The organism is Ruegeria sp. (assembly GCF_040830605.1).
Classification (GTDB): domain Bacteria; phylum Pseudomonadota; class Alphaproteobacteria; order Rhodobacterales; family Rhodobacteraceae; genus Ruegeria.
Map to the genome: position 1 here is coordinate 685,393 of NZ_JBFOMD010000001.1, position 21,455 is coordinate 706,847.

Consider the following 21,455-nt stretch of genomic DNA (forward strand, 5'->3'; position numbering starts at 1 on the left):
GGAGACGTCCAGTGCAGGCAAAGGCACGCAGTATTCCCCTCAGGCAGGACGGTATGATCACGAATGCGCGGCTGATGTGGCTGGCATTCCTGACCATGCTGTTCGCCCTTGCTCAGGCCGTCATGGCGCAGGCGCGTCCCGAAAGCCTGGCGCCGCTGGCCGAACAGATCAGCCCGGCGGTCGTGAACATCACCACCTCGACCCTGATCGAGGGCCGCACCGGTCCGCAGGGGATCGTGCCCGAGGGCTCTCCGTTCGAGGATTTCTTTCGCGAGTTCCAGGATCGCAACGGCGACAATGAAAACCGCCCACGCCGCAGCAATGCGCTGGGGTCGGGTTTCGTGATCTCCGAGGACGGGTTCATCGTCACCAACAACCACGTGATTGCCGAGGCCGACGAGATCCTGATCGAGTTCTTTCCCGGTGATGGCCAGCCCAAGAAGGAGCTGCCCGCCAAGGTGATCGGTACGGACGAGAAAACCGATATCGCGCTTCTCAAGGTCGAGGCGCAAGGCCCTCTGAAATATGTCAAATTCGGCGACAGCGACACGGCGCGCGTGGGCGATTGGGTGATCGCCATGGGCAACCCGCTGGGGCAGGGTTTCTCGGTCAGCGCAGGGATCGTTTCGGCCCGTAACAGGGCGCTGAGCGGATCTTATGACGACTACATCCAGACCGATGCGGCGATCAACCGGGGCAACTCGGGCGGGCCGCTCTTCAACATGGAGGGCGAGGTGGTCGGCGTGAACACCGCGATCCTGTCGCCCAATGGCGGCTCGATCGGGATCGGGTTCTCGATGGCGTCGAACGTGGTGGTCAAGGTGGTGGATCAGCTGCGCGAGTTTGGCGAGACCCGCCGCGGCTGGCTGGGCGTGCGCATTCAGGACGTGACCGAGGACATGGCCGAGGCGATGGGTCTGGACAAGCCGGGCGGCGCGCTGATCAGCGATGTGCCCGAGGGTCCCGCCAAGGAGGCCGGGTTGCTGGCCGGTGACGTGATCGTCAATTTCGACGGGGTCGAGGTCAAGGACACCCGCACGCTGGTGCGCCAGGTGGGTGAGACCACGGTCGGAAAATCGGTGCGTGTGGTCGTGTTCCGCGACGGCAGCACCCAGACCGTTCTGGTCACGTTGGGCCGCCGCGAGGATGCCGAGCGGGCCGAGAATGGCGAGAGTTCCTCGACCGCGAAACCTGAAACAGCTGAAAAAGAGCTGATGGGGCTGGTCGTCTCACCGCTGACGGATGCCGAGCGGACCGAGCTTGGGCTGGACGAGGATGTGGCCGGGCTTGTGGTCAAAAGCGTCGATGAATCCTCGGAGGCGTTCGAGAAGGGCCTGCGCACCGGGGACGTGATCACCGAGGCGGGCCAGCAAAAGGTCACCTCGCTGGCCGACCTGGACGCGCGGATCGTCGAGGCGCAGGAAGCCGGGCGCAAATCGCTGCTGCTGCTGGTGCGCCGGGGTGGCGAGCCGCGATTCGTCGCGCTGAGTCTGGCAAAGTAGAAACGCCCTCACGACATGCATGCTGCGGCCGGGTCAAATGCCCGGCCGTTTGCTTTGACGGGGGTGTCAGATCCGTTTCCCGCTGCAAGCCTTTGGGAACCGTCACATTATCGCTTTGTCGATTTGGGTGGGATCGGTGTCAGCGCGCGATGGTCCGGCTGCAAAAGTAAAGAGCCATATGCCGAGGGGGGCATATGGCTCTGTCACTTAGAAGAGACCTTCGGACAGACCTTGGGGAGAAACATCCGGCCTCTCGCGGTAACCAAGGATACATTAACCCGGCAGGCGGCCCCGTGTCTGTGAAGCGGGTCACACCCGGTACGGCTCAGATCATGTCGGTTTCGGCCAGCGTCCCGAGCGCGTCGAAATCGAGGATCACCAGCCCGCCACGCGACACTTCGATCACGCCTTCACGGCGCCAGCCGGACAGGGTCTTTGAGACCGCTTCGCGCGTGGCGCCGACGAATTCCGCCAGTTCGCTTTGCGACAGAGTGATCTTGCCATCGCCCTCATCGCGCGCGCGCACCAGATGCAGCAGCCAGCGGGCCAGCCGCGCGGGCATCGGCAGAAAGACTTGTTCGTTGAGCTGGGTGCCCATCCAGCGCATCCGCAGCCCGGCCAGCCGGATCATGTCCGCGGCAAGATCGGGATGCTGCTTGATCTGGGCCATCACGTCCCGGCTGCGCACCCGCATCACGCGCGAGGGTTCCGCAGCGGATACAGTGGCAGTGCGGGGGCCGGCGTCGAACAGCGCGATCTCGCCAAACACTTCGCCCGGACGCATGAGGTTGAGCGACAGCTTGCGCCCGCTCATTGCCAGCACGGATACCTCGAGCGATCCGTCCAGCAGGGCATAGAGCGCATCGCCGGCATCGCCCTGCTCGAATAGAACCTCGCCGCGCTCAAGCTCAACCTCCGAGGCCTGGGCGGACAGCATGGCCTTGAGCCGGTCCGACGCTTCGGACAGGAATTCGGTGTCTGGAAAGGCCGTCATGGATCGAGCGGCGCTCCTATGTGGACTTGAGTGGTACTTACCTGTTTTTCACAGCTTGGCCGTTATTCCAAGAGAAATGGTCAGAATCGTGAGGGCATTGCGGCGCTGGCGCGGCAGGTTGGGGCGCCGGGCGGCTTTGCCGCACGGCGCCGGGCCCAACGGGAAGAGGGGCGCGCGCAGCGCGGCCCGATGACGGGCGGGAGCGCCGCGTGACTTGTTGCGCGGCCTCAGTTGCCGTCGGGGTCGTCCATGTAGCGTTGCAGCAGGCTGAATTGCATCATCAGAAACGCCATCAGCGCCAGCGGAAACCCAAAGGTTTCGATCTTGACCCAGAGATCGGTCGACATCGTCCGCCATACCAGCTCGTTCGCGGCCGCCAGTACCGCAAACCCGGCGCACAGGCGGCGGGTCAGGATCATCCAGCCTTCCATCCGCATGGGCAGCATGTCGTCGAGCACATAGGCGAGATAGGATTTGCCCTGTAACAGCCCGATCCCCAGCATGGCCGAGAAGAACCCGTAAACCAGTGTGGTCTTCATCTTGAAGAAGCGCTCGTCATTGAACCAAGCGGTGAGGCCGCCGAAAAAGATCACCATGATGGCGGTGAAGATCTGCATCCGGCTGAGCTTGCCCGTAAGCCACCACAGGATGCCCATCGCCGCCAGCATGATCGGCACGAACAGGATCGTGGCGATGATGAAGCCGGAATACTCGGTGCCCGCAATGGTGAAATCCTGATCGCGCAGGCGCAGGTAGATGAAGAAGAAGGCCAGCGGGGGCCCAAGCTCCAATACCTGTTTCAGAAGCGGGTGGATCTCTTTCTTGTTCGTCATGCGCGTGTCCTGAATACTTACCCGCCCATTTCAACTATTACGGCGCCGAGTGCAATCAATGCCATCAGGGCAATCCGGCGCGGACCGACGGTTTCCTTCAAGACCAGCCATCCGATCAGCGCGGCAAAGACGGTCGAGGTTTCGCGCAGCACGGCAGCCTCGCCCACCTTGTCGAGCCGGGTGGCCAGCATGATGGAGCCGAAGGACAGGAAGGCCACGATCCCGCCGATGAACCCGCGCAGCATCAGCGGCCCGGGCGCGGGACGGTTCACCATCACCCGCCAGCGCAGGAAGGCGTAGATCGGCATGGTGGCCCCGTCGATCATGAAGAACCAGGCCAGAAAGGTGAAGGGGTCGGCGGTGGCGCGGATGCCGTAGGCGTCATAGGTGGTGTAGAGCGCCACGAAAAGCCCGGTGATCACCGCCAGCGTCAGGGCCACGCCCAGCGTGTCGCGCTCGGCGGTCAGGTGGCGGAGATTGTAGGCCGCAAGCCCATAGATGCCCGCCAGCAGCACCGCAACGCCCAGCCATTGGGTGGGCGAGAAGGTCTCGGCAAACAGCAGGTAGGCGCCGATCACCGTGAACAGAGGCCCCGTTCCGCGCACCACCGGGTAGACGACGGTGTAGGAGCCCTTGGTATAGGCCAGCGCCTGCAGGCATTTGTAGAGGATATGGATCAGCCAGACCGTGGCGAAGATCGGCCACATATGCGCCTCGGGCCAGGGCACCACGAACAGCGCGAAGGGTGCGGCCATCAGCCCGTAGGAGGCGTCTATGGCCCCGCGCGACAGCCACGGATCGTGACGGCCTTTCTGAAGCGCGCCGAACACTGCGTGCAGGAAGGCGGCCATCAGCGCCAGCCCCAAGGCGAGGTGGTGGCCGGATTCGGTGCCTTCTAGGGAGATCAGCCAGTCGCTCAAATCTGGGCCTTGCGCTTGGTGGAGAGTCTGGGGGGCTGTCTGCCCCCCCAGACCCCCCGAGGATATTTTTAAACAGAAGAAGGAATTAGCGGGTTTCCAGACCGGTCAGGGCGGCTGCGAATTCTTCGGGGTCGAAGGGGGCGAGGTCGTCGATCTGCTCACCCACACCGATGGCGTGAATCGGCAGGCCGAACTTGTTGGCCAGCGCCACCAACACGCCGCCCTTGGCGGTGCCGTCGAGCTTGGTCATCACCAGGCCGGAGACATCGGCGAGCTTCTGGAAGGTATCTACCTGGCTCAGCGCGTTCTGGCCGGTGGTGGCGTCGAGTACCAGCAGCGTGTTGTGGGGGGCGGTGTCGTCCTTCTTGCGGATGACGCGGACGATCTTGGCCAGTTCCTCCATCAGGTCGGCGCGGTTCTGCAGGCGGCCCGCGGTGTCGATCATCAGGAGGTCGGCGCCGTCCTCCTGCGCGCGGGTCATGGCGTCGAAGGCGAGCGAGGCGGGGTCCGAGCCTTCGGGCGCGGTCAGCACCGGCACGCCAGCGCGCTCGCCCCAGACCTGAAGCTGTTCCACCGCGGCGGCGCGGAAGGTGTCGCCGGCGGCGATGACCACTTTCTTGCCTGCCGATTTGAACTGGCTGGCGAGCTTGCCGATGGTGGTGGTCTTGCCCGAGCCGTTCACGCCGACCACCAGCACCACCTGCGGGCGTTTGGGATAGATCGGCAGCGGTTTGGCGACCGGGTCCATGATGCGGGCGACTTCCTGTGCCAGCACCTGCTTGATCTCGTCGGTCGAGAGTTTCTTGCCATAGCGCCCCTCGGCCATGTTGGCGGTGACGCGCAGGGCGGTGTCGACGCCCATATCGGCGGCGATCAGCAGCTCTTCGAGCTGTTCCAGCATGTCGTCATCCAGCGTGCGGCGGATGACGGGCGCGGTGTCGGCGCGCGAGAACAGGCGACCCAGCAGGCCCTTTTGCGCCGGGGTTTCAGGCTCTTCCGGCGGTACAGGCGCAGGGACCGGATCGGCCGGGATCGGTTCGGGCACTTCGACCGGCTGCGGCGCGGGCACCGGTTCGGGGATTTCCGGGACCGGTTGCGGCTCGGGGTCGGGCTTGGGGATGAACGGGTCCTGTGCGGCGGGGGTTTCCTCGCCGCCATCCTCGATGATCGCGTCCAGCCCCCGTTCGAGCCGGGAAGAGGATTTGAACAGCCGGTCCTTGAGCTTTGAGAAAAACGCCATATTCGGTCTCCGCGAGGTCTTCCCCTCACCTAATGCGGATTGGCGCCGGTTGCAAAGGGTCAGGAGAACGCAAGGAGCAGCCCGGCTTGCGCCCCCCAATAGAGTGTCCAGACCAGATAGGGGGTCAGGCGCAGGGCCGGGTGGCCATACGGCAGCAGGAACTTCTCGGCGGCCAGGATCAGGTCCGAGGCGATGAAGGCCAGCGCGGCGGGAAAGGCCCAGTCCAGCGGCGAGTCCTTGGGCAGGGCCAGCACGGTGATCCCCATGCCGAGGATGATCGGGATATAGGCCAGAACCGGGCCCCTGAGCTCTCCGGCACGGGGTGCAAGCAGGATGGCCATGACGAGGCCCAGAAGCACCAGCGCCACGATCACGCCCGGTTGCGTGGCGATGCGGGCGGGATCGCTGGCCGGGTGGCTGAGGAACAGGGCGATATAGGCGATGTGCCCGGCGGCGAAGGCACCGATGCCTGCCATGAAGGTGCTGTCGGTTTCGCGCGAGAGCAGGGCGTCGCCCAGCGCGCAGAGGCCAAGCGCGCCGGTCAGCAGCAACGGCGCGCCATTCTGCCACGCGATCAGGGCGAGCAGGGCCACCGATCCGGTCTTGAGCACGGTGCGCAGCAGGCTTGCCGGACGCGCGGTCCGGGGCAGGTAGGCCAGTGCGCAGGCAGCGGCGCCGAAAAACAGAAACGGCATCATCGGGTTGTCCTTTCGTCAGCCTGCCCAGAGGGGCAAAAATCCGGCCGCATTTCAACCGGCAAGGTTTGACAGGGCCTCGGGGTGACGCGATGTTATGCTCTGGTTTGGTGCCCCGAAGGTTGGATTGGATGCTCTGGTACGCGATTGCGAGCTTTTTGCCTGCGGGTCTGATTCTGATGGCCTGCCTGTTGGGCGGCGTCTGGATCTGGCTGTCGCTGCTGGCCATGACGGCGCATGTCTGGGTGATGGACCGGCTTTGGGACGGTCTGTTGCCGGTGCAGGATGGGAGCGCCTGGGCGCGGGGGCTGTCGGTTGTTCTGGGGCTCGGGCATTTTGTGGTTCTGGGCCTGTCGGTCGCGGTTCTGGGTCAGGGAGAGCTGACCGTGGCGCAGGGGCTGGGCCTTGGGCTGGCGGCTGGGTTGTTTCTGGGGCAGGTGTCGAACTCGAACGCGCATGAGCTGATCCATCGTGCTGCCCGGTGGGAGCGGGCGCTGGGGGTGGCCGTTTATGTCTCGTTGCTGTTCGGGCACCATGCCTCGGCCCATCGGCGGGTGCATCACGTGCACGTGGCGACGGAGCAGGACCCGAACTCGGCCCGGCTGGGGGAGAGTTACTGGTATTTCCTGCTGCGCGCCTGGGTGGGCTCGTTTGTGGCCGGGTTTCGGGCGGAGACTGCATTGCGGCGGGGTGTGGGGCCGGGGCATCCTTATGTGATCTATGTCGGCGGGGCGGTGACCGCGTTATGGGCGGCTTGGGTTTTGGCAGGGTCTGGCGGCGCGCTGGCACTGCTGGCGCTTGCGGGATATGCGCAGGCGCAGCTGCTGTTGGCCGATTATGTGCAGCATTACGGGTTGCGGCGGCGCGTGGATGCGCAGGGACGGGCGGAACCGGCGGGGCCGCAACATGCGTGGAACGCACCGCACTGGTATAGCGGGGCGATGATGCTGAACGCGCCGCGTCATTCGGATCATCACATGAACCCGAGCCGGATTTATCCGGCGCTGCGGCTGGAGGACGGGATGCCGGTCTGGCCACGCTCGATGCCGGTGATGGCGTTGCTGGCCCTGATCCCGCCGCTCTGGCGCCGGGTGATGGACCCCCGTGTCGCCATCGTGAGTGGCCGCGCGGGCAGCGATCTGCCACAATCGGGCCATGCTGAAGCGATCCGTGATTCTGCTGTTGCTGTCGGTTCAGGCGGCGTGGGCCCAGGGCCCGATGTCGGCTGAGGAGTTCGACAGCTATACCCGCGGCAAGACCCTGTTTTACGGCTTCGATGGCGTGGCCTACGGGGTCGAGCGCTATATGCCGAACCGCCGCGTGCTGTGGTCCTTTCTGGATGGGGACTGCAAGGAGGGGATCTGGTATGAGCGGGAAGAGCAGATCTGTTTTATCTACGAGGACCGGCTGGACCCGCAATGCTGGGTGTTCAACCGCACGCCCGGCGGGCTGATCGCGCGGTTTCAGGGGGATCCGGAAGCGACCGAGCTGTACGAGGCCGAGGATATCGGGGAAGAGATGCTGTGTTACGGGCCCGAGGTGGGGGTCTGATGCGGCACCCGGTGGCATCTGCGGGATTTGCGTATTTTTGGCAAGAAGAAGCGGGGTGGGGTTAGTCTGCTTTCAGTTCGTCGTAGGATAGCATGACGTGTTCGCGATAGGCGGGGCGATCTGTCAGGTTTTGGTGGTAGCGGGCGAGGTTGAGCAGCGGCCTGTGGGCTATGTCTATGTCGTAATAGCGGTAGAGCACGTGGCCGAACTGGATGTCGGCGAGCGTGAAGGTGTCTCCGGCGAGGTATGGGTGTAGGCCAAGTTGCGCGTCGGCGATGGCGAGCTTGGTTTCCAGCGCGTCGACTGCCGCGCGAATGGCGTCTGGGTCGCGGTCCGCAGGGGCGGTGCGGACCACGCGCCAGAACACCGGCACCGTGAAGGCCATCGCCACGTTGAGCTTGGCCCATTCGGCCCATTTGTCGGTTTCAGCGCGGCGCAGGGGGGCGCGCGGCCAGAATTGGTCGTCGCCGTAGTGCGCCGCCAGATAGCGCAGGATGGCGCCGGTTTCCCACAGCGGTGGGTCGTCGCCGTCCTGCAGCACCGGGATGGTGCGGTTGGGGTTCAGGGCGGCGAACGCGTCGGTGTCGAGGCCGCCGAAGCGGTGGCCGGCATCATGGCGCCGGTAGGGCAGGCCCAGCTCGCCGACGCACCACATCAGGGCCTGCACGTTCGAGGATGTCTTGCGGCCCCAGATCGTCAGCATGCGCTCAGAACAGCGAGCCCTGGCTGGGCGGTTCGGGTTTGGGTTTCTTTGGGGTTGGTTTCGAAGAGGCGCCGCCGGTGGTCAGGCGGCCATCGGCGAATTCGATTTCCAGCGCGGCGTGTTTGGCGGCCTGTGACTTGGTGGTGACGACCTCTCCCTCGGCGCGGACAACGGCGTAGCCGCGCTCCAGCGTGGCCTTGTAGCTGAGTGTCTCGCGCAGCCGGTCGGTGGCGTCGAGTTGCTGGCGCAGCCGGTCGACACGGGCGGTTTGGGCGGTGTCGAGGCGTTCGGACAGGCGGGTGAGCGCGTCGCGCTGGGCTTGCATTTCGCGTCGGATCGGGCGCAGCGACAGGCGTGAGGCGAGGTTGCGGCAGCGGTCCCGGCGGGTTTCGACCAGACCGCGCAAGGTGGACGGGCGCAGGTGGGCCGAGATGTCCAGCAGCTTCACCCGCCGGTTCTGCACGCCCCGGATCAGGGCATTGGGCAGGCGCTCGGCCACCTGATCGAGCCTCTGGCGCGGGGTGTCGAGCAATGTCTCGGCGCGCGGCAGGGCGCGGCTGAGATCGCTGAGACGCTGGGCGCGGCGCTGCACCGTGTCGGCGGCGGCGCGGGCAAGGCGAGCGCCCTGTTCGCCGGTCCAGGCCAGCAGTTCCATCCGCACCGGGACCGCCAGTTCGGCGGCAGCGGTGGGGGTGGGCGCGCGGCGGTCCGAGACGTAGTCGATCAGGGTGGTGTCGGTCTCGTGCCCCACCGCCGAGATCAGCGGGATTTGCGAGGCGGCTGCCGCGCGGGCGACGATTTCCTCGTTGAAGCCCCAGAGATCCTCGATGGAGCCGCCGCCGCGCGCGACGATGATCAGGTCGGGCCGGGGCAGGGCGCCGCCGGGGGTCAGCTTGTTGATTCCTTCGATGGCGCGGGCGACCTCGGGGGCGCAATTGCTGCCCTGCACGGCCACCGGCCAGATCAGCACCTTGCGCGGGAACCGGTCGCGCAGGCGGTGCAGGATGTCGCGGATCACCGCGCCCGAGGGCGAGGTCACCACGCCGATGATCTGCGGCAGATAGGGCAGGGGGCGCTTGCGCTCGGGCGCGAACAGCCCTTCGGCCTCGAGCTGTTTCTTGCGTTTTTCCAAGAGCGCCATCAGCGCGCCCTGACCGGCAACCGCGACTTCATCCACGTTCATGTTGTATTTGGACTGGGCACCGAAGGCAGTGAGGCGGCCTGTGACGACAACCTCCAGACCTTCTTCCGGCACGACCGACAGCCCGGCGATTTGGCCTTTCCACGTGGTGCAGGCCAGCACGTTCCGGTCGTCCTTGACGTCGTAATAGAGGTGGCCTGAGCGGGCCTTGAACACCCGCCCCACCTCGCCGCGCACGCGGATGCGGCCAAAGGAGCCTTCCAGCGTGCGCTTCACCTCGCCGGAGAGTTCCGAGACGGTGTATTCGGGCATGTTCTGCCCGGGAACGGGGTCGTCGAGGAGGTCGGACATTTCATCGCCTTGTTTAGACTGCCCGCGCAGCTTAGAACGCCGCGCAGGCGAGGCCAAGCAGATCGGAGACCTTCATGAACATCCTCATTCTCGGCAGCGGCGGGCGCGAACATGCGCTGGCCTGGGCGGTGATGCAGAACCCCAAATGCGACCGTCTGATCGTGGCGCCGGGAAATGCCGGGATCGCGCAGATCGCCGAGTGTGCGTCGTTTGACATCGAGAATGGCGGAGCCGTGGTCAGCTTTGCCGAGGAAAACGCCATCGACTTCGTGATCGTGGGGCCCGAGGCACCTTTGGCCGCCGGGGTGGCGGACCGGCTGCGCGAGGCGGGGATACTGGTCTTTGGCCCCTCCGAGGGCGCGGCGCGGCTGGAGGCATCGAAGAGCTTTACCAAGGAGATCTGCGATGCGGCGGGGGCGCCGACGGCGACTTATGTGCGGTTCACCGAAGCCGAACCGGCCAAGGCTTATGTCCGGGCGCAGGGCGCGCCGATCGTGGTGAAGGCCGATGGTCTGGCCGCGGGCAAGGGCGTGATCGTGGCCATGGACGAGGCCACCGCGCTGGAGGCGGTCGATGACATGTTCGGCGGTGCCTTTGGCGGGGCCGGGGCCGAGGTGGTGATCGAGGAGTTCATGGAGGGCGAGGAGGCGTCGCTCTTCGTGCTGTGCGATGGCACCGACATCCTCTCGATCGGGACCGCGCAGGACCACAAGCGGGTGGGTGAGGGCGATACCGGGCTGAACACCGGCGGCATGGGCGCCTATTCTCCGGCGCCGGTGCTGAGCCCCGAGGTCGAGGCGCGCGCGATGGATCAGATCGTGCGCCCGACCATGGCCGAAATGGCCCGGCGCGGGGTGCCGTTTCAGGGCGTGCTCTATGCCGGGCTGATGATCAAGGATGGTCAACCCCGGTTGGTGGAATACAACGTGCGGTTCGGCGATCCGGAATGCCAGGTGCTGATGATGCGGCTGGGCGCGCAGGCGATGGACCTGATGCATGCGGCGGCCGAGGGGCGTCTGGCCGAGGCCCGGGTGAACTGGGCCGACGATCACGCGATGACGGTGGTGATGGCGGCCAATGGCTATCCCGGATCATATGAGAAGGGGACCGAGATCAAGGGGCTGGAGGCGCTGCCCGAGGACAGCCGCAACATGGTGTTTCACGCCGGGACCAGGGCCGAGGGCGGGGCCGTGCTGGCGTCTGGAGGCCGGGTTCTGAACGTGACCGCGCGGGGCGACACGTTGCAGGAGGCACGCGACCAGGCTTATGCGATGGTCGAGGCGGTGGACTGGCCCGGCGGCTTCTACCGCCGCGATATCGGCTGGCGGGCGCTGTAGGACATAGTATCGGTCGAGGATCGGGAACCGGGAAGCTCCCGCCCGTCGGCCACGCCTGCGGCGTTGCCTCCCGTTGGGCCCGACGCCGCGCGCGGGGCGCGCGGCGGGGTGTGTTCACCCGGGACCAGATCAAAAGAGTTTTCTGTTGAGGTGATGAGAACGTGCTAGCCGCACTCCATCGTTTGGACCATGCGGTCTCGGCCATATGCGCCGAGGTCGCGGGTCACCCAGCCCTCGTCGAACCGGACTGATACGATACGGCGCCAATCGCCGCTGGCCAGGATGAGTTCGGGTCCGGTGCTGCAGTCGCGCAGGCCGCCCGAGATGAAATCCTCGCCGATGCGGTGATTGGTGAGGCCGGGCAGAGCGGCGATTTCACTCAGTTCCCCGTCCCGGAACCGCCAGATGCGGAGCGTTTTGGCGAGGTGCGGGCGGTCGACATAGGCGATCTCGACATATCCGTCGCCATCCAGATCGGCGGCTCCCGCGGGGGCCAGCCAGCGGTTCTTTCTTCCGATATAAGGAGTTGCGGCGACAAGTTGAAGATCATACCCGCCCCGGTCGGCGTAGATCGCGAGCTGTGCGCCTTTCTCGGCGTGGCTGCGCACGGTGATGATTTCCGCGCTTTGATCCCGGTCCAGATCCACGAGCCGCGGGGCGATATCTTCGAACACGTGAAGATCATCCAGCCGCGCGGATTTTGTTCCGCACGTGTCTGCGAGGGGGTCGCTGGAGTGGACAGTGAGCTGAGCGTATTCGATGGCATCCCCGAGAACGCCATGCGCATAGCGGCTGGTTTCGTGGCTGTACCAAGCCGAGGAGATAGTTTGCCCCGGACAGGTTGTGAACTGACCGCCTTTGCAACCCGGTGTGATGACATATGAGCCGTTGGAGATTCCCCAATGACGGGGGGAAGCTCGGCAGGCCTCGGCCGCGCTCGACAAACCCAGCCACAGGCTCAACGCCAGCCCTGCGCCGCGGGCATATGCGTGCCACGGGCGTGCTGGCAGGCGCGGCGCCTGCCTTGGCATCAGATCTGCTTTTCGGGCATCTGCACGACCAGACCGTCCAGCGCGTCGGTGACCTTGATCTGGCAGGTCAGGCGCGAGCGCGAGGGGTCGGGCTCGTAGGCAAAGTCGAGCATGTCCTCTTCCATATCGTCCTTGGTGGGCAGCTTCTCGACCCAGTCGGGATGGACATAGACATGGCAGGTCGAGCAGGCGCAGGCGCCGCCGCAATCAGCCTCGATGCCGGGAATATTGTTGTCGCGGGCACCTTCCATCACGGTCAGGCCGTTGGCGACATCGACAGTGTGCTCGGTCCCGCCATGCTCGATATAGGTAATCTTTGCCATTGCTCGCGTCTTCCTTCTGCGATGTTCCGCATCTTCCTTAGTCAAGCTGTTGGAACGATTCTAGCCTCAATTGCGACGCACCGGGCCGCGTCTGGACATTCGTTACGCATGTTCTATATTTGTTCTCATGCATGTGATCCCCGTTCCCACCCCGGCCCCGGGCCGCGACTGGCCGCGCCCGCCCGCCTGCTTGCCTGCCGCCCGGCTGGGCGATCCGCCCGAGGGCGCGCGGGTGGCCGTGGCGGGGCTGGTCATCCTGCGGCAACGGCCGGGGACGGCCAAGGGGGTGATCTTTGTCACGCTCGAGGACGAGACCGGCGTGGTCAACGTGATCGTCTGGCGCAAGGTGTTCGAACGCTTCCGCCGCGCGGTGATCGCGGGGCGGCTGTTGCGCATCACCGGGCAGATGCAGCGGGCGGATTCGGTGACCCATGTGATCGCCGAGGAGGTTGAGGATATCTCGGGCATGCTGGATCTGCTGGTGCAGGGGGAAGAGGTTCGGAGCGCAGTGTAGGATGGGTGATTTCACCCATCCTTTGCCAATCTTCATAGAACGCAGCCACTGGGAAAGGTGGACAAGCCCCATCACACGCATGCGTGTTCCTGAGGCTTGGCTTGCGCAGTTTTCTGTATCGAATTCAATAAATAGAATGTGAAATCTGACAAATTGTCGGAAGTGTGATAGGGACTAAAGACTCCGTGCGGCCAAACCTTGCGCGGGCCAGCCGTTTTTTGGGTCACAATACGTCTGAACTGTTCCGGGGGGCATAATGGAAGCTCTGCAATTCACGAATGAAATGGCGGTCGTTCTGGGCCTTTTGGGATTTACGGTCTTCCTGTTCGTCTCCGAGATTATCCGAATTGACCTGGCCGCGCTGCTCGTTCTCGTGATCGTGGGCATCCTGAGCTATCTGCCGGGGCTGGAAAACCTGGCCGATGTGACACATCTGTTCGATGGCTTTGCATCCAACGCCGTCATATCCATTATCGCCGTGATGATCGTCGGGGCCGGGCTGGACCGGACCGGGATCATGAACAAGGTGGCTTCGTCCATTCTCAAACATGGCGGCACCACCGAGGCGCGGATTCTTCCGATCGTGTCGGGAACCGTGGGCTTCATCTCGAGCTTTTTGCAGAATGTCGGTGCGGCGGCGCTGTTTCTGCCGGTTGTCAGCCGGATCTCGGTGCGCTCGGGAATAGCGATCAGCCGTCTGCTGATGCCGATGGGCTTTTGCGCGATCCTTGGCGGGACCATGACGATGGTTGGATCATCGCCGCTGATCCTGCTGAACGATCTGATCCTGACCGCAAATGCCGGGTTGCCCGACGATGCCAAGATACCGCCATTCGGGTTGTTCTCCGTAACCCCCATCGGCGCCGCGCTTGTGGGCACCGGCATCCTGTATTTCCTGCTTCTCGGCCGCTGGGTTCTGCCGGGGACGGCGGAAGCGGCCGAAGTGTCGGCCGGCGGCGGGACCGCGGAATATCTGGAGCGTATCTACGGGCTTCATGCGGATGTCTTCGAGGTTGACGTGCCCGCCGACAGCGCGCTGGTGGGGCAAATCCTGGCCGACATCAACAACGAGAACAATCTCTACATCATCTCCACCTTCTATCGCGGCAAAGTGTCGATGATCCAGATCCTGACCGCCGAGATCGCGGCGCCGTGCCGGTTGGCCATCATCGGCAACAGGTACGTGGTCCAGAACTTTGCAAAGAAGTACGGGCTGACCGTTCGGCCCGAACTGGATGTCTTTGTCGAGGAGTTTGCCCCCACAAATGCCGGTGTGGCCGAGTTGGTGATCCCGCCGGATTCCAAGCTGATCGGCAAAAGCCCCCGCCAGTTGCTGCTGCGCAAGACCTATGGCCTGAGCCTGATGGCCATTCACCGGGGTGAAGAGACCCTGAGCCATGTGAAAACCGAAGAGCATGAGCCGACCCAGATCGGGCTGGTTCCGTTTCAGGCGGGGGACATGCTGGTCGCCCATACCCGCTGGGACAACCTGATGCGCATCAAGCGGGACCAGGATTTCATCGTGGTGACCACCGATTTCCCGCAAGAGGAGCTGCGCCCGCACAAGGTCGGCTGGGCGCTCCTGTTCTTTGCCGTCTCGCTGTCGCTGATCCTGTTCACGGACGTGCGCCTGTCGCTCTGCCTGCTGACCGGCGCGGTCGGGATGCTGCTCAGCCGTGTCCTGAGCATTGACGAGGCCTATCGCGCGGTGGGGTGGAACACCGTCTTTCTGCTGGCCAGTCTGATCCCGCTGGGGCAGGCGGTTCAGAATACCGGAACGGCGGAATGGATCGCTCAGCAAATTCTGGCGATACTCGATGGCTGGCCGGTCTGGTCGCTGCAGCTGGGTGTCGCCGTCCTGGCCACCGTGTTCTCGCTGGTGATGTCGAATGTGGGTGCAACCGTGCTGCTGGTGCCGCTGGCGGTCTCAATCGCGGTTGCCGCCGACGCAAGCCCGGCGCTGTTCGCGCTGACGGTCGCGATCTCGACGTCGAACTCGTTCATCATACCGACCCATCAGGTAAACGCGCTGATCATGGGGCCGGCGGGCTACAAGGTCACGGATTTCCTGAAGAGCGGCGGCATCATGACCGTGCTGTTTCTCATCGTGTCGATGGTGATGCTGAACGTGGTGTTCTAGGCGCTGCAGGTGCCGATGTCGGGTCAAGTTTGCTTGCCTGTTTGCGGGTGCGCGGTGAGGTCGAGTTGATGCCCGGCGCGTTCGGGCGCCTGCACCTCATCGGGCCCAGTTACAGCGCACTAAGTGCGGGCGTGAGGCTAATCCAGCAGGGTCCGCATGTCCCCGTTTTCCAGCACCGCTGAGTGCCGTGGATCATTCGTGGCCGTCTTCAGCATCGAAAGGGCCAGTTCGTTGGATGTTAAACCAATCGACGGAATGAGCCGTTGCACGGGCACAAACAGGTAATCGGCCAGCTTCCAGCCGTCCCGCGATCCGGAGGGTGCGATGTAGCCCGGCCGGAACGCGAATTTCCGGGCGATGTTTGACTTGAACAAGGCGGTCTCTGCCTTGCCTTTGACCTTCAGCGCGAAAGACATTCCGCCCCCGTCCGGTCGCGCGCCCTGAGCCGAAAACAGGCAGAACGTCATCGAGGGCGACGCCGTCTCGCAGGCGTGCAGAAGCGCGCCCAGCCAGTCGACCGTTATCTCTTCGTAGGCTTCGCGGCTGACGCGGCTGGAATAGGTGGCGAGGCAGTGGAACACCGTGTCGACGCCCGCGACATGCGGCGTGATAGCCTCGGCATCGCCAAACGCCGCGAAGGTGACTTCGGTCAGTTTGTGGTGTTGGCGCCCGGATGGCCTACGACCCAGGGAAATGACTTCAGAGGCGCTGTCCGCATCGAGCAGCGCCGACAGCACGGAAGAGCCGACCATGCCGGTGCCCCCGGTCAGCAGGACGCGCCCGAGCGCCCTGGGGTTTTGTTCATTTTGCACGGGCACGGCGTTCGGCTTCGGCTTTCAGGCCACGATTGAAAGCCTGATACCCGTCCTCATACATCTTCGCCAATCGGCCACCCATCAGCCAGGTGATCCCGCCCATGATCTCGTCAGATTGGATGAACCGGGTTTTTCCCTCGGCGGCGGGTTCGACCCTGAAATGGTGATTGTCCCGGATGCCGCCCGGGCCCTTTTCGGCCCAGAAGAACGTCTCGCCGTCCACGACCGTTATTCTGTGGTCGATGGTCGTCAGCTTTTCTTTCGCCGGATCGACCTGAAACACCGTCGTTATTTGCGTTCCGTCCCTTATCTCGCCCTTGATATCGACCAGAAAAGCCGCCCAGTCGCCATAGCTGCCTGTGTCGGTCAACACCGACCAGACCACATCCGGAGAGGCATCAATGAGGATCTCGGTGTAGATCTTGTGATGTGCCAGGCTGACTTTTTCGGATCTTGCGGCTTCCATGATTTTCCTTTCCGGGGCACCCATTAAGCACTTTGCGGCAAGGTTTGCGCAGCACCTACGCTCGTGATTTGGCCGAACCGCTCGCGCATCCGCTCTGACCGGAAGAGGTAGATCGAGATGACGACGTAGTTGACGCATTCCTGAGCGAAATTTCTGTAGCGATCCGGGTTTTCGAGAAAGTCGAAGGTCTGGATGGCGCACATCGTGGCCAGCGATGCAAACAGCACCAGCATGGCTACGGGCGTGTAGCGCCAGCGCAGGACGTACCCGGCCAGAAAAGTGGCACCGGAGAGTGTGATCAACACCCAATGGACAGTTTGCGTCCCGCCCGGGAATGTCGGGTTCTGCAGGGGCATCAGCGGGGCCAGCCCGGTGAAATATTCCAGAAAGCCCAAAAGACCCCATCCCAGCATTACGGCTGCGGCGATGACGATCAGATAGCTGAATGCCCGAGACGACATGTTCACAAATCCCCTCATTCACTCCCTCCAGATGGTTCGTTTCATTCCGATTGGTTTTGCGATGGAAGGGCTCAGAGAGAGAATGTCTTGCCCGTCAGTTCCTCGGACACGCGCCAAAGCCGCCCTGCGACGTCAAGATCGCCGGTGATCAGATCGCGTGTAGCGTGGCCCACTTCGCCGCTCATTTCCTGCGGGCCGGTTGGTCCGTAATAGTCTCCGCCCTTGACGTCTGGCGACAATGCTGCGTGCAGAGCGGGTTTGGCCGCCGACGCATTGGAGTGAAGGAACTGTTCGACCTGCGCCTTCAGCTTGCTGCGTTGCGCGTCGCTCATGTCGGTGAACAGCCCGGAGTCAGAGCCGCCGGGATGGACCGAGAGCGCCTTGATCTTCCTGCCCGAGGCCCGCAGGCGGCGATCCAATTCATCACCAAACAGGAGGCAGGCGAGTTTCGACTGCCCATAGGCGATACCGCCGTCCCCACCACAGGTCAGGTCATCGAAATGGATGCTGGCACCCTTGTGGCCAAGGCTCGACAGCGCGACGATTCTTGATGCGGGATTATCGGGCATCAGGTCAATCAGAAGGGCGGTCAACAGGAAATGCCCCAGATGGTTGGTGGCAAACTGAAGCTCAATGCCGCCGCCATTGGTTTGGGCCGAGTAAAGCAGGATGCCGGCATTGTTGATCAGCACATCGAGCTTTTCGTAGCGTGCGCGAAAGTCTTCAGCAAAGCGCTGAACATAAGCGAAATCGCCCAGATCCAGAAGGATGATGTCGAGCGATGCTGACGGCACTTTTGCGATCAGTTCATCACGGGCGGCTTCCGCTTTCGCCTGGCTCCGGCAGGCCATGACGACGTGATACCCGGCTTCGGCCATGCCTGCGGCCGTTTCGAAGCCGATGCCGTTATTGGCCCCGGTGACGATGGCGATTTTCTGAGGCTGCGTGTTCATGGCTCGCTTCCTGACGATTGGACATTTTACGTATGAGTGTAAATATTGACATACAGTGTCTGTTTGTCAATATGTAAAAATGAACGAACGCGAAATACGCATCATCGAGGCCGCCATGCGGCTGTTCATCCGCTACGGGGTGAAGCGGACCGGTATGAACGACATTGCGTCAGAGGCCGGCATATCGCGGCAAACGCTGTACAACGCCTTTGCAAACAAGGACGCGGTGCTGCAGGCGACGATACGATTGCTGGCCGACAGGGTGATTGCCGATATCGAGGCCGGTTTGAAAAAGGCGGATGGTCTCGGCGATCAGCTGGATGTCATCTTCAAGCACATCGCGATCGAGCATTTCGATCTGATGCACACGTCCCCCAACGCCGAAGACATCGTCGCGGGGTTCAATGCGTCCAGCCAGAATGAGCTGGAGGAGGGGGCCCAGCGGAACATTGAGGTCATTTCAGGGGTCATTGGTCCCTATGCGAGCGAGGTCGAAAGGAACGGTCTGACGGTCGGGCAGTTTGCAGACTTCGTTCAACGCTCGGCCACGGCGGCAAAATACAATGCGAGAAGCAGGAAGCACCTGCTGGATCTGCTTGGGGCGCTGCGGGTTTCAGTGTTGAAGGTGACCGGTGGGACGTGATCCGTTCCTGCGTTGGATGGAAAGCTGCGTTTGCTCGGACCGCATTACCCATCAGTACGGCCTCTAACCAGCCGTCTGCTGCACTTGGTCCAACAGGCTTGGTCAGACAGACAGAGGCGGCCCGGAAAGAGGGGGCGTTGAGCTGATCCCGAGCCACCACTCACCGACTTTTGAAATCCTCAAGCGCATGGCCCGGCCGAGGTCGAGCCACCCATTTCGAGCCTGATAAAAAAGGCGGGAAACGCTGGCCCGCCGGGAGGGGCGAGATCCCGGCCTGTCGACAGATCGTGGACGGCGGCTATGCCACGTATTTGAGGCTCAGGTTTGTTTGCTTTTCTTCGGCCATGTGTTATACACAGACCGAATTTTGATAAAGCAAATGTATTGAGTGTCATGGATGATCATCGCGCGAATGTCGCCGTTGAAGTTGGGTCGGAACGCAGCTTTGGCATTGTTTTCGCCCTAGTATTCACCATCATCGGACTGTGGCCGTTGTGGAGCGGATCGGGGTCGGTGCGCCTTGTGCCGCTGCTGATTGCCGGCGTGATTCTGGGAATTGCCTTTGTGGCGCCGCATCTGCTGCGCGAACCCAACCGGCTGTGGTTCAAGTTCGGAATGCTCTTGGGGGCGATCGTGGCGCCGATTGTGATGGCGCTGGTTTTTGTCACGACTTTTGTTCCGATCGGACTAGTTATGCGGCTGTTGGGTAAGGATTTGTTATCCTTGCGCCAGGACAGGGATGCGGAAAGCTATTGGATCAAGCGCGAGGAACAGCCGCGCAGTATGAAGTATCAGTTTTAGGTTTTTTGGGGGTATCGGATGGTTTCGTTTGTTTCCGAGATGTGGATGTTCATGAGGGTGAGAAAGAAGTACTGGCTGCTTCCGATCCTGATTGTATTGGCCGTGTTCGGCGGCCTGATCGTGGCGAGCCAGGGCTCGGCCATCGCACCTTTCGTCTACACGCTATTCTAAAGCCATGGCGTATCTTCTGGGTGTGTCGGCACTCTATCATGACAGTGCGGCAGCGCTGATGCGTGACGGCCAGATCGTGGCCGCCGCGCAGGAGGAAAGGTTTACCCGCCGCAAACACGACCCCGGATTTCCCGCCAAGGCCATCCAGTATGTCCTGGAGGCGGGCGGGATCACCCTGGATGACGTGGAAGGCGTGGTGTTCTACGACAAGCCGTTCCTCAAGTTCGAACGGCTGATGGAGACCTATCTGGCCGCGGCCCCGCGCGGGTTCAACTCGTTTCGCATGGCGATGCCGGTTTGGCTGCGCGAGAAACTGTTTCTCAAGGATCTTTTGACCAAACAGCTGCGCCAGATCGCGCCGGGTTTTTCCGGCGAGAAGCTGTTGTTTGCCGAGCACCACATGAGCCACGCGGCCAGTGCGTTTTATCCCTCACCGTTTGAAGAGGCCATTGTGCTGACCGTGGACGGAGTGGGGGAATGGGCGACGACCACGGTGGGTATCGGGCGCGGCAGCGAGCTGACGATGGTGAAGGAACTGCACTTTCCGCACTCGCTGGGCCTGCTCTATTCCGCTTTCACCTATTTCACCGGTTTCAAGGTGAATTCCGGCGAATACAAGGTGATGGGTCTGGCGCCCTATGGCACGCCGAAATACCGCGACCTGATCCTGGACAACGTGGTGGATCTGAAACCGGATGGCTCGTTTCGCCTGAACCAGAAATATTTCAACTATGTCTCCGGTCTGACCATGACCAGCAAGGCGATGGAGCAGCTGTTCGGTCAAAAGGTGCGCAAACCGGAAACCGATCCGCTGACCCAGTTCCATATGGATGTGGCGGCATCGGTGCAGGCGGTGACCGAAGAGATCATTCTGAGAATCACCCGGTCACTGGCCGAGGAGCACGGTATTTCCAATTTGTGCATGGCCGGGGGTGTGGCGCTGAATTGTGTCGCAAATGGAAAAATTCTGCGCGACGGCGCGTTCAAAAACCTGTGGGTTCAGCCCGCAGCCGGGGACGCCGGCGGCGCACTGGGGGCCGCCTATGCCGCCTGGCACCAGGAAATGGGCCAGCCCCGGCAGGCGACCGGCACCGATCAGATGTCGGGGGCCTATCTGGGGCCTGAGTTCGGAACCGACGCCATCACGACCGAACTGACCGATGCAGGCGCCGTCTTCAGCGCGCATGAGGATGGCGAAGTGACCGAACTGGCGGCGCAGGCGCTGGCCGATGGCAAGGCGGTCGGCTGGTTTCAGGGACGCATGGAGTTTGGCCCGCGCGCCTTGGGGGCACGGTCGATTCTGGGCGATCCGCGCTCGGAGACGATGCAGAAGACCCTGAACCTCAAGGTCAAATACCGCGAGAGCTTTCGCCCCTTTGCCCCGTCGGTGCTGCGCGAGGATGTTGCCGACTGGTTCGAACTGGACGGCGACAGCCCCTATATGCTGATCGTGGCGGATGTGCAGCCCGAGAAGCGCCGTCAGATGACGGAAGACGAAGAAGCGCTGTTCGGTATCGACAAGCTGAACGTCAAGCGCTCGGACATTCCGGCTGTCACCCATGTGGATTACTCGGCGCGGGTGCAAACGGTTCACAAGGAAACCAACCCGAAATACCACGCCCTGATCTCTCGCTTCAAAGAGCTGACCGGCTGCCCGATCGTGGTGAACACGTCGTTCAACGTCAGGGGTGAGCCGATTGTCTGTACCCCTACGGACGCGTTTCGGTGTTTCATGGGGACCGAGATCGAAGTTCTGGTCGTCGGCAATTGCCTGCTGCGGAAAGAGGATCAGAACCCCGAACTGAGAATTAATTACGAAAGCAAATTTGAGCTGGACTAGTCGCCCCATCGTCGGGGCCAAAGTGTATTA

General features: G+C 63.0%; 23 protein-coding genes. 10 read left to right on the forward strand and 13 right to left on the reverse strand.

Features of this window, described 5'->3' with window-relative positions; translation table 11 throughout:
• The first annotated feature begins 53 nt into the window (after positions 1–53).
• Positions 54–1,502 carry a Do family serine endopeptidase gene (locus AB3N21_RS03310; protein WP_367933934.1) on the forward strand — a complete coding sequence of 483 codons (1,449 nt, stop codon included), beginning with the start codon at positions 54–56 and terminating at the stop codon, positions 1,500–1,502.
• Positions 1,503–1,827: 325 nt separating this feature from the next.
• Here the strand turns inward: AB3N21_RS03310 and AB3N21_RS03315 are convergent, their stop codons facing one another.
• From AB3N21_RS03315 to AB3N21_RS03335, 5 genes are all read right to left on the reverse strand, one after another.
• Positions 1,828–2,496, reverse strand: a complete 669-nt coding sequence (locus tag AB3N21_RS03315; protein WP_171180009.1) for a Crp/Fnr family transcriptional regulator — start codon at positions 2,494–2,496, stop codon at positions 1,828–1,830.
• Positions 2,497–2,723: 227 nt separating this feature from the next.
• Positions 2,724–3,329 carry an inner membrane-spanning protein YciB gene (locus tag AB3N21_RS03320; RefSeq protein ID WP_367933859.1) on the reverse strand — a complete coding sequence of 202 codons (606 nt, stop codon included), beginning with the start codon at positions 3,327–3,329 and terminating at the stop codon, positions 2,724–2,726.
• Between the two features lie 17 nt (positions 3,330–3,346).
• Entirely contained in the window at positions 3,347–4,249 is a 903-nt protein-coding gene (locus AB3N21_RS03325; RefSeq protein WP_367933860.1) for an EamA family transporter, read from the reverse strand.
• An 85-nt stretch (positions 4,250–4,334) separates the two neighbouring features.
• The gene (gene ftsY, locus AB3N21_RS03330; protein WP_367933861.1) at positions 4,335–5,489 is read right to left on the reverse strand and encodes a signal recognition particle-docking protein FtsY; all 1,155 of its coding nucleotides are present in this window, start codon (positions 5,487–5,489) and stop codon (positions 4,335–4,337) included.
• Between the two features lie 59 nt (positions 5,490–5,548).
• Positions 5,549–6,187 (reverse strand): lysoplasmalogenase, encoded by a 639-nt coding sequence (locus AB3N21_RS03335; protein ID WP_367933862.1) that lies wholly within the window; start codon positions 6,185–6,187, stop codon positions 5,549–5,551.
• 128 nt (positions 6,188–6,315) lie between these two features.
• Between AB3N21_RS03335 and AB3N21_RS03340 the strand changes: the two genes are divergently transcribed.
• Together AB3N21_RS03340 and AB3N21_RS03345 are read left to right on the forward strand one after the other, a co-directional pair.
• On the forward strand, positions 6,316–7,413 hold the full coding sequence (locus AB3N21_RS03340) for an alkane 1-monooxygenase (RefSeq protein WP_367933863.1): 1,098 nt from the start codon (positions 6,316–6,318) through the stop codon (positions 7,411–7,413).
• Positions 7,340–7,735 (forward strand): hypothetical protein, encoded by a 396-nt coding sequence (locus AB3N21_RS03345; protein WP_367933864.1) that lies wholly within the window; start codon positions 7,340–7,342, stop codon positions 7,733–7,735. The genes AB3N21_RS03340 and AB3N21_RS03345 overlap by 74 nt, the downstream gene beginning before the upstream one ends.
• A gap of 61 nt (positions 7,736–7,796) precedes the next feature.
• Here AB3N21_RS03345 and AB3N21_RS03350 read toward each other — a convergent pair whose 3' ends face one another.
• Both AB3N21_RS03350 and xseA read right to left on the reverse strand, forming a co-directional pair.
• The gene (locus AB3N21_RS03350) at positions 7,797–8,438 is read right to left on the reverse strand and encodes a glutathione S-transferase family protein (protein WP_367933865.1); all 642 of its coding nucleotides are present in this window, start codon (positions 8,436–8,438) and stop codon (positions 7,797–7,799) included.
• Between the two features lie 4 nt (positions 8,439–8,442).
• Positions 8,443–9,930: an exodeoxyribonuclease VII large subunit gene (gene xseA, locus AB3N21_RS03355; protein WP_367933866.1), complete on the reverse strand. Its 1,488-nt coding sequence runs from the start codon at positions 9,928–9,930 to the stop codon at positions 8,443–8,445.
• Between the two features lie 74 nt (positions 9,931–10,004).
• Here xseA and purD point away from each other — a divergent pair, with 74 nt between their 5' ends.
• Positions 10,005–11,267, forward strand: a complete 1,263-nt coding sequence (gene purD, locus AB3N21_RS03360; RefSeq protein ID WP_367933867.1) for a phosphoribosylamine--glycine ligase — start codon at positions 10,005–10,007, stop codon at positions 11,265–11,267.
• Positions 11,268–11,431: 164 nt separating this feature from the next.
• Here the strand turns inward: purD and AB3N21_RS03365 are convergent, their stop codons facing one another.
• The gene (locus tag AB3N21_RS03365) at positions 11,432–11,941 is read right to left on the reverse strand and encodes an FG-GAP repeat domain-containing protein (protein ID WP_367933868.1); all 510 of its coding nucleotides are present in this window, start codon (positions 11,939–11,941) and stop codon (positions 11,432–11,434) included.
• A gap of 356 nt (positions 11,942–12,297) precedes the next feature.
• Complete coding sequence (locus AB3N21_RS03370; RefSeq protein ID WP_171179989.1) at positions 12,298–12,621, reverse strand: 2Fe-2S iron-sulfur cluster-binding protein; 324 nt, start codon at positions 12,619–12,621, stop codon at positions 12,298–12,300.
• 127 nt (positions 12,622–12,748) lie between these two features.
• Between AB3N21_RS03370 and AB3N21_RS03375 the strand changes: the two genes are divergently transcribed.
• Positions 12,749–13,135, forward strand: coding sequence for an OB-fold nucleic acid binding domain-containing protein (locus tag AB3N21_RS03375; RefSeq protein WP_171179987.1), 387 nt, complete (start codon positions 12,749–12,751; stop codon positions 13,133–13,135).
• A 256-nt stretch (positions 13,136–13,391) separates the two neighbouring features.
• Positions 13,392–15,275, forward strand: coding sequence for an SLC13 family permease (locus AB3N21_RS03380; RefSeq protein ID WP_367933869.1), 1,884 nt, complete (start codon positions 13,392–13,394; stop codon positions 15,273–15,275).
• A 137-nt stretch (positions 15,276–15,412) separates the two neighbouring features.
• On the opposite strand, the gene AB3N21_RS03385 is transcribed toward AB3N21_RS03380, so the two are convergent.
• The 4 genes from AB3N21_RS03385 to AB3N21_RS03400 are packed head-to-tail and all read right to left on the reverse strand — an operon-like array spanning position 15,413 to position 17,970.
• Positions 15,413–16,093, reverse strand: coding sequence for an NAD-dependent epimerase/dehydratase family protein (locus AB3N21_RS03385; RefSeq protein ID WP_367933870.1), 681 nt, complete (start codon positions 16,091–16,093; stop codon positions 15,413–15,415).
• On the reverse strand, positions 16,077–16,556 hold the full coding sequence (locus AB3N21_RS03390) for an SRPBCC family protein (protein WP_367933871.1): 480 nt from the start codon (positions 16,554–16,556) through the stop codon (positions 16,077–16,079). The genes AB3N21_RS03385 and AB3N21_RS03390 overlap by 17 nt, the downstream gene beginning before the upstream one ends.
• A gap of 23 nt (positions 16,557–16,579) precedes the next feature.
• Positions 16,580–17,035 (reverse strand): hypothetical protein, encoded by a 456-nt coding sequence (locus AB3N21_RS03395; RefSeq protein ID WP_367933872.1) that lies wholly within the window; start codon positions 17,033–17,035, stop codon positions 16,580–16,582.
• Between the two features lie 53 nt (positions 17,036–17,088).
• Entirely contained in the window at positions 17,089–17,970 is an 882-nt protein-coding gene (locus AB3N21_RS03400; RefSeq protein WP_367933873.1) for an oxidoreductase, read from the reverse strand.
• Between the two features lie 79 nt (positions 17,971–18,049).
• Between AB3N21_RS03400 and AB3N21_RS03405 the strand changes: the two genes are divergently transcribed.
• The 4 genes from AB3N21_RS03405 to AB3N21_RS03420 all read left to right on the forward strand — a co-directional run bounded on the left by AB3N21_RS03405 (position 18,050) and on the right by AB3N21_RS03420 (position 21,425).
• Positions 18,050–18,613, forward strand: coding sequence for a TetR/AcrR family transcriptional regulator (locus AB3N21_RS03405; RefSeq protein ID WP_367933874.1), 564 nt, complete (start codon positions 18,050–18,052; stop codon positions 18,611–18,613).
• A gap of 393 nt (positions 18,614–19,006) precedes the next feature.
• The gene (locus tag AB3N21_RS03410) at positions 19,007–19,414 is read left to right on the forward strand and encodes an SxtJ family membrane protein (protein WP_171179973.1); all 408 of its coding nucleotides are present in this window, start codon (positions 19,007–19,009) and stop codon (positions 19,412–19,414) included.
• Between the two features lie 18 nt (positions 19,415–19,432).
• A complete protein-coding gene (locus AB3N21_RS03415; RefSeq protein ID WP_256415894.1) occupies positions 19,433–19,585 on the forward strand; it encodes a DUF5989 family protein in 153 nt (50 codons plus the stop codon).
• 4 nt (positions 19,586–19,589) lie between these two features.
• Complete coding sequence (locus AB3N21_RS03420) at positions 19,590–21,425, forward strand: carbamoyltransferase (protein WP_367933875.1); 1,836 nt, start codon at positions 19,590–19,592, stop codon at positions 21,423–21,425.
• Positions 21,426–21,455 lie beyond the last annotated feature (30 nt).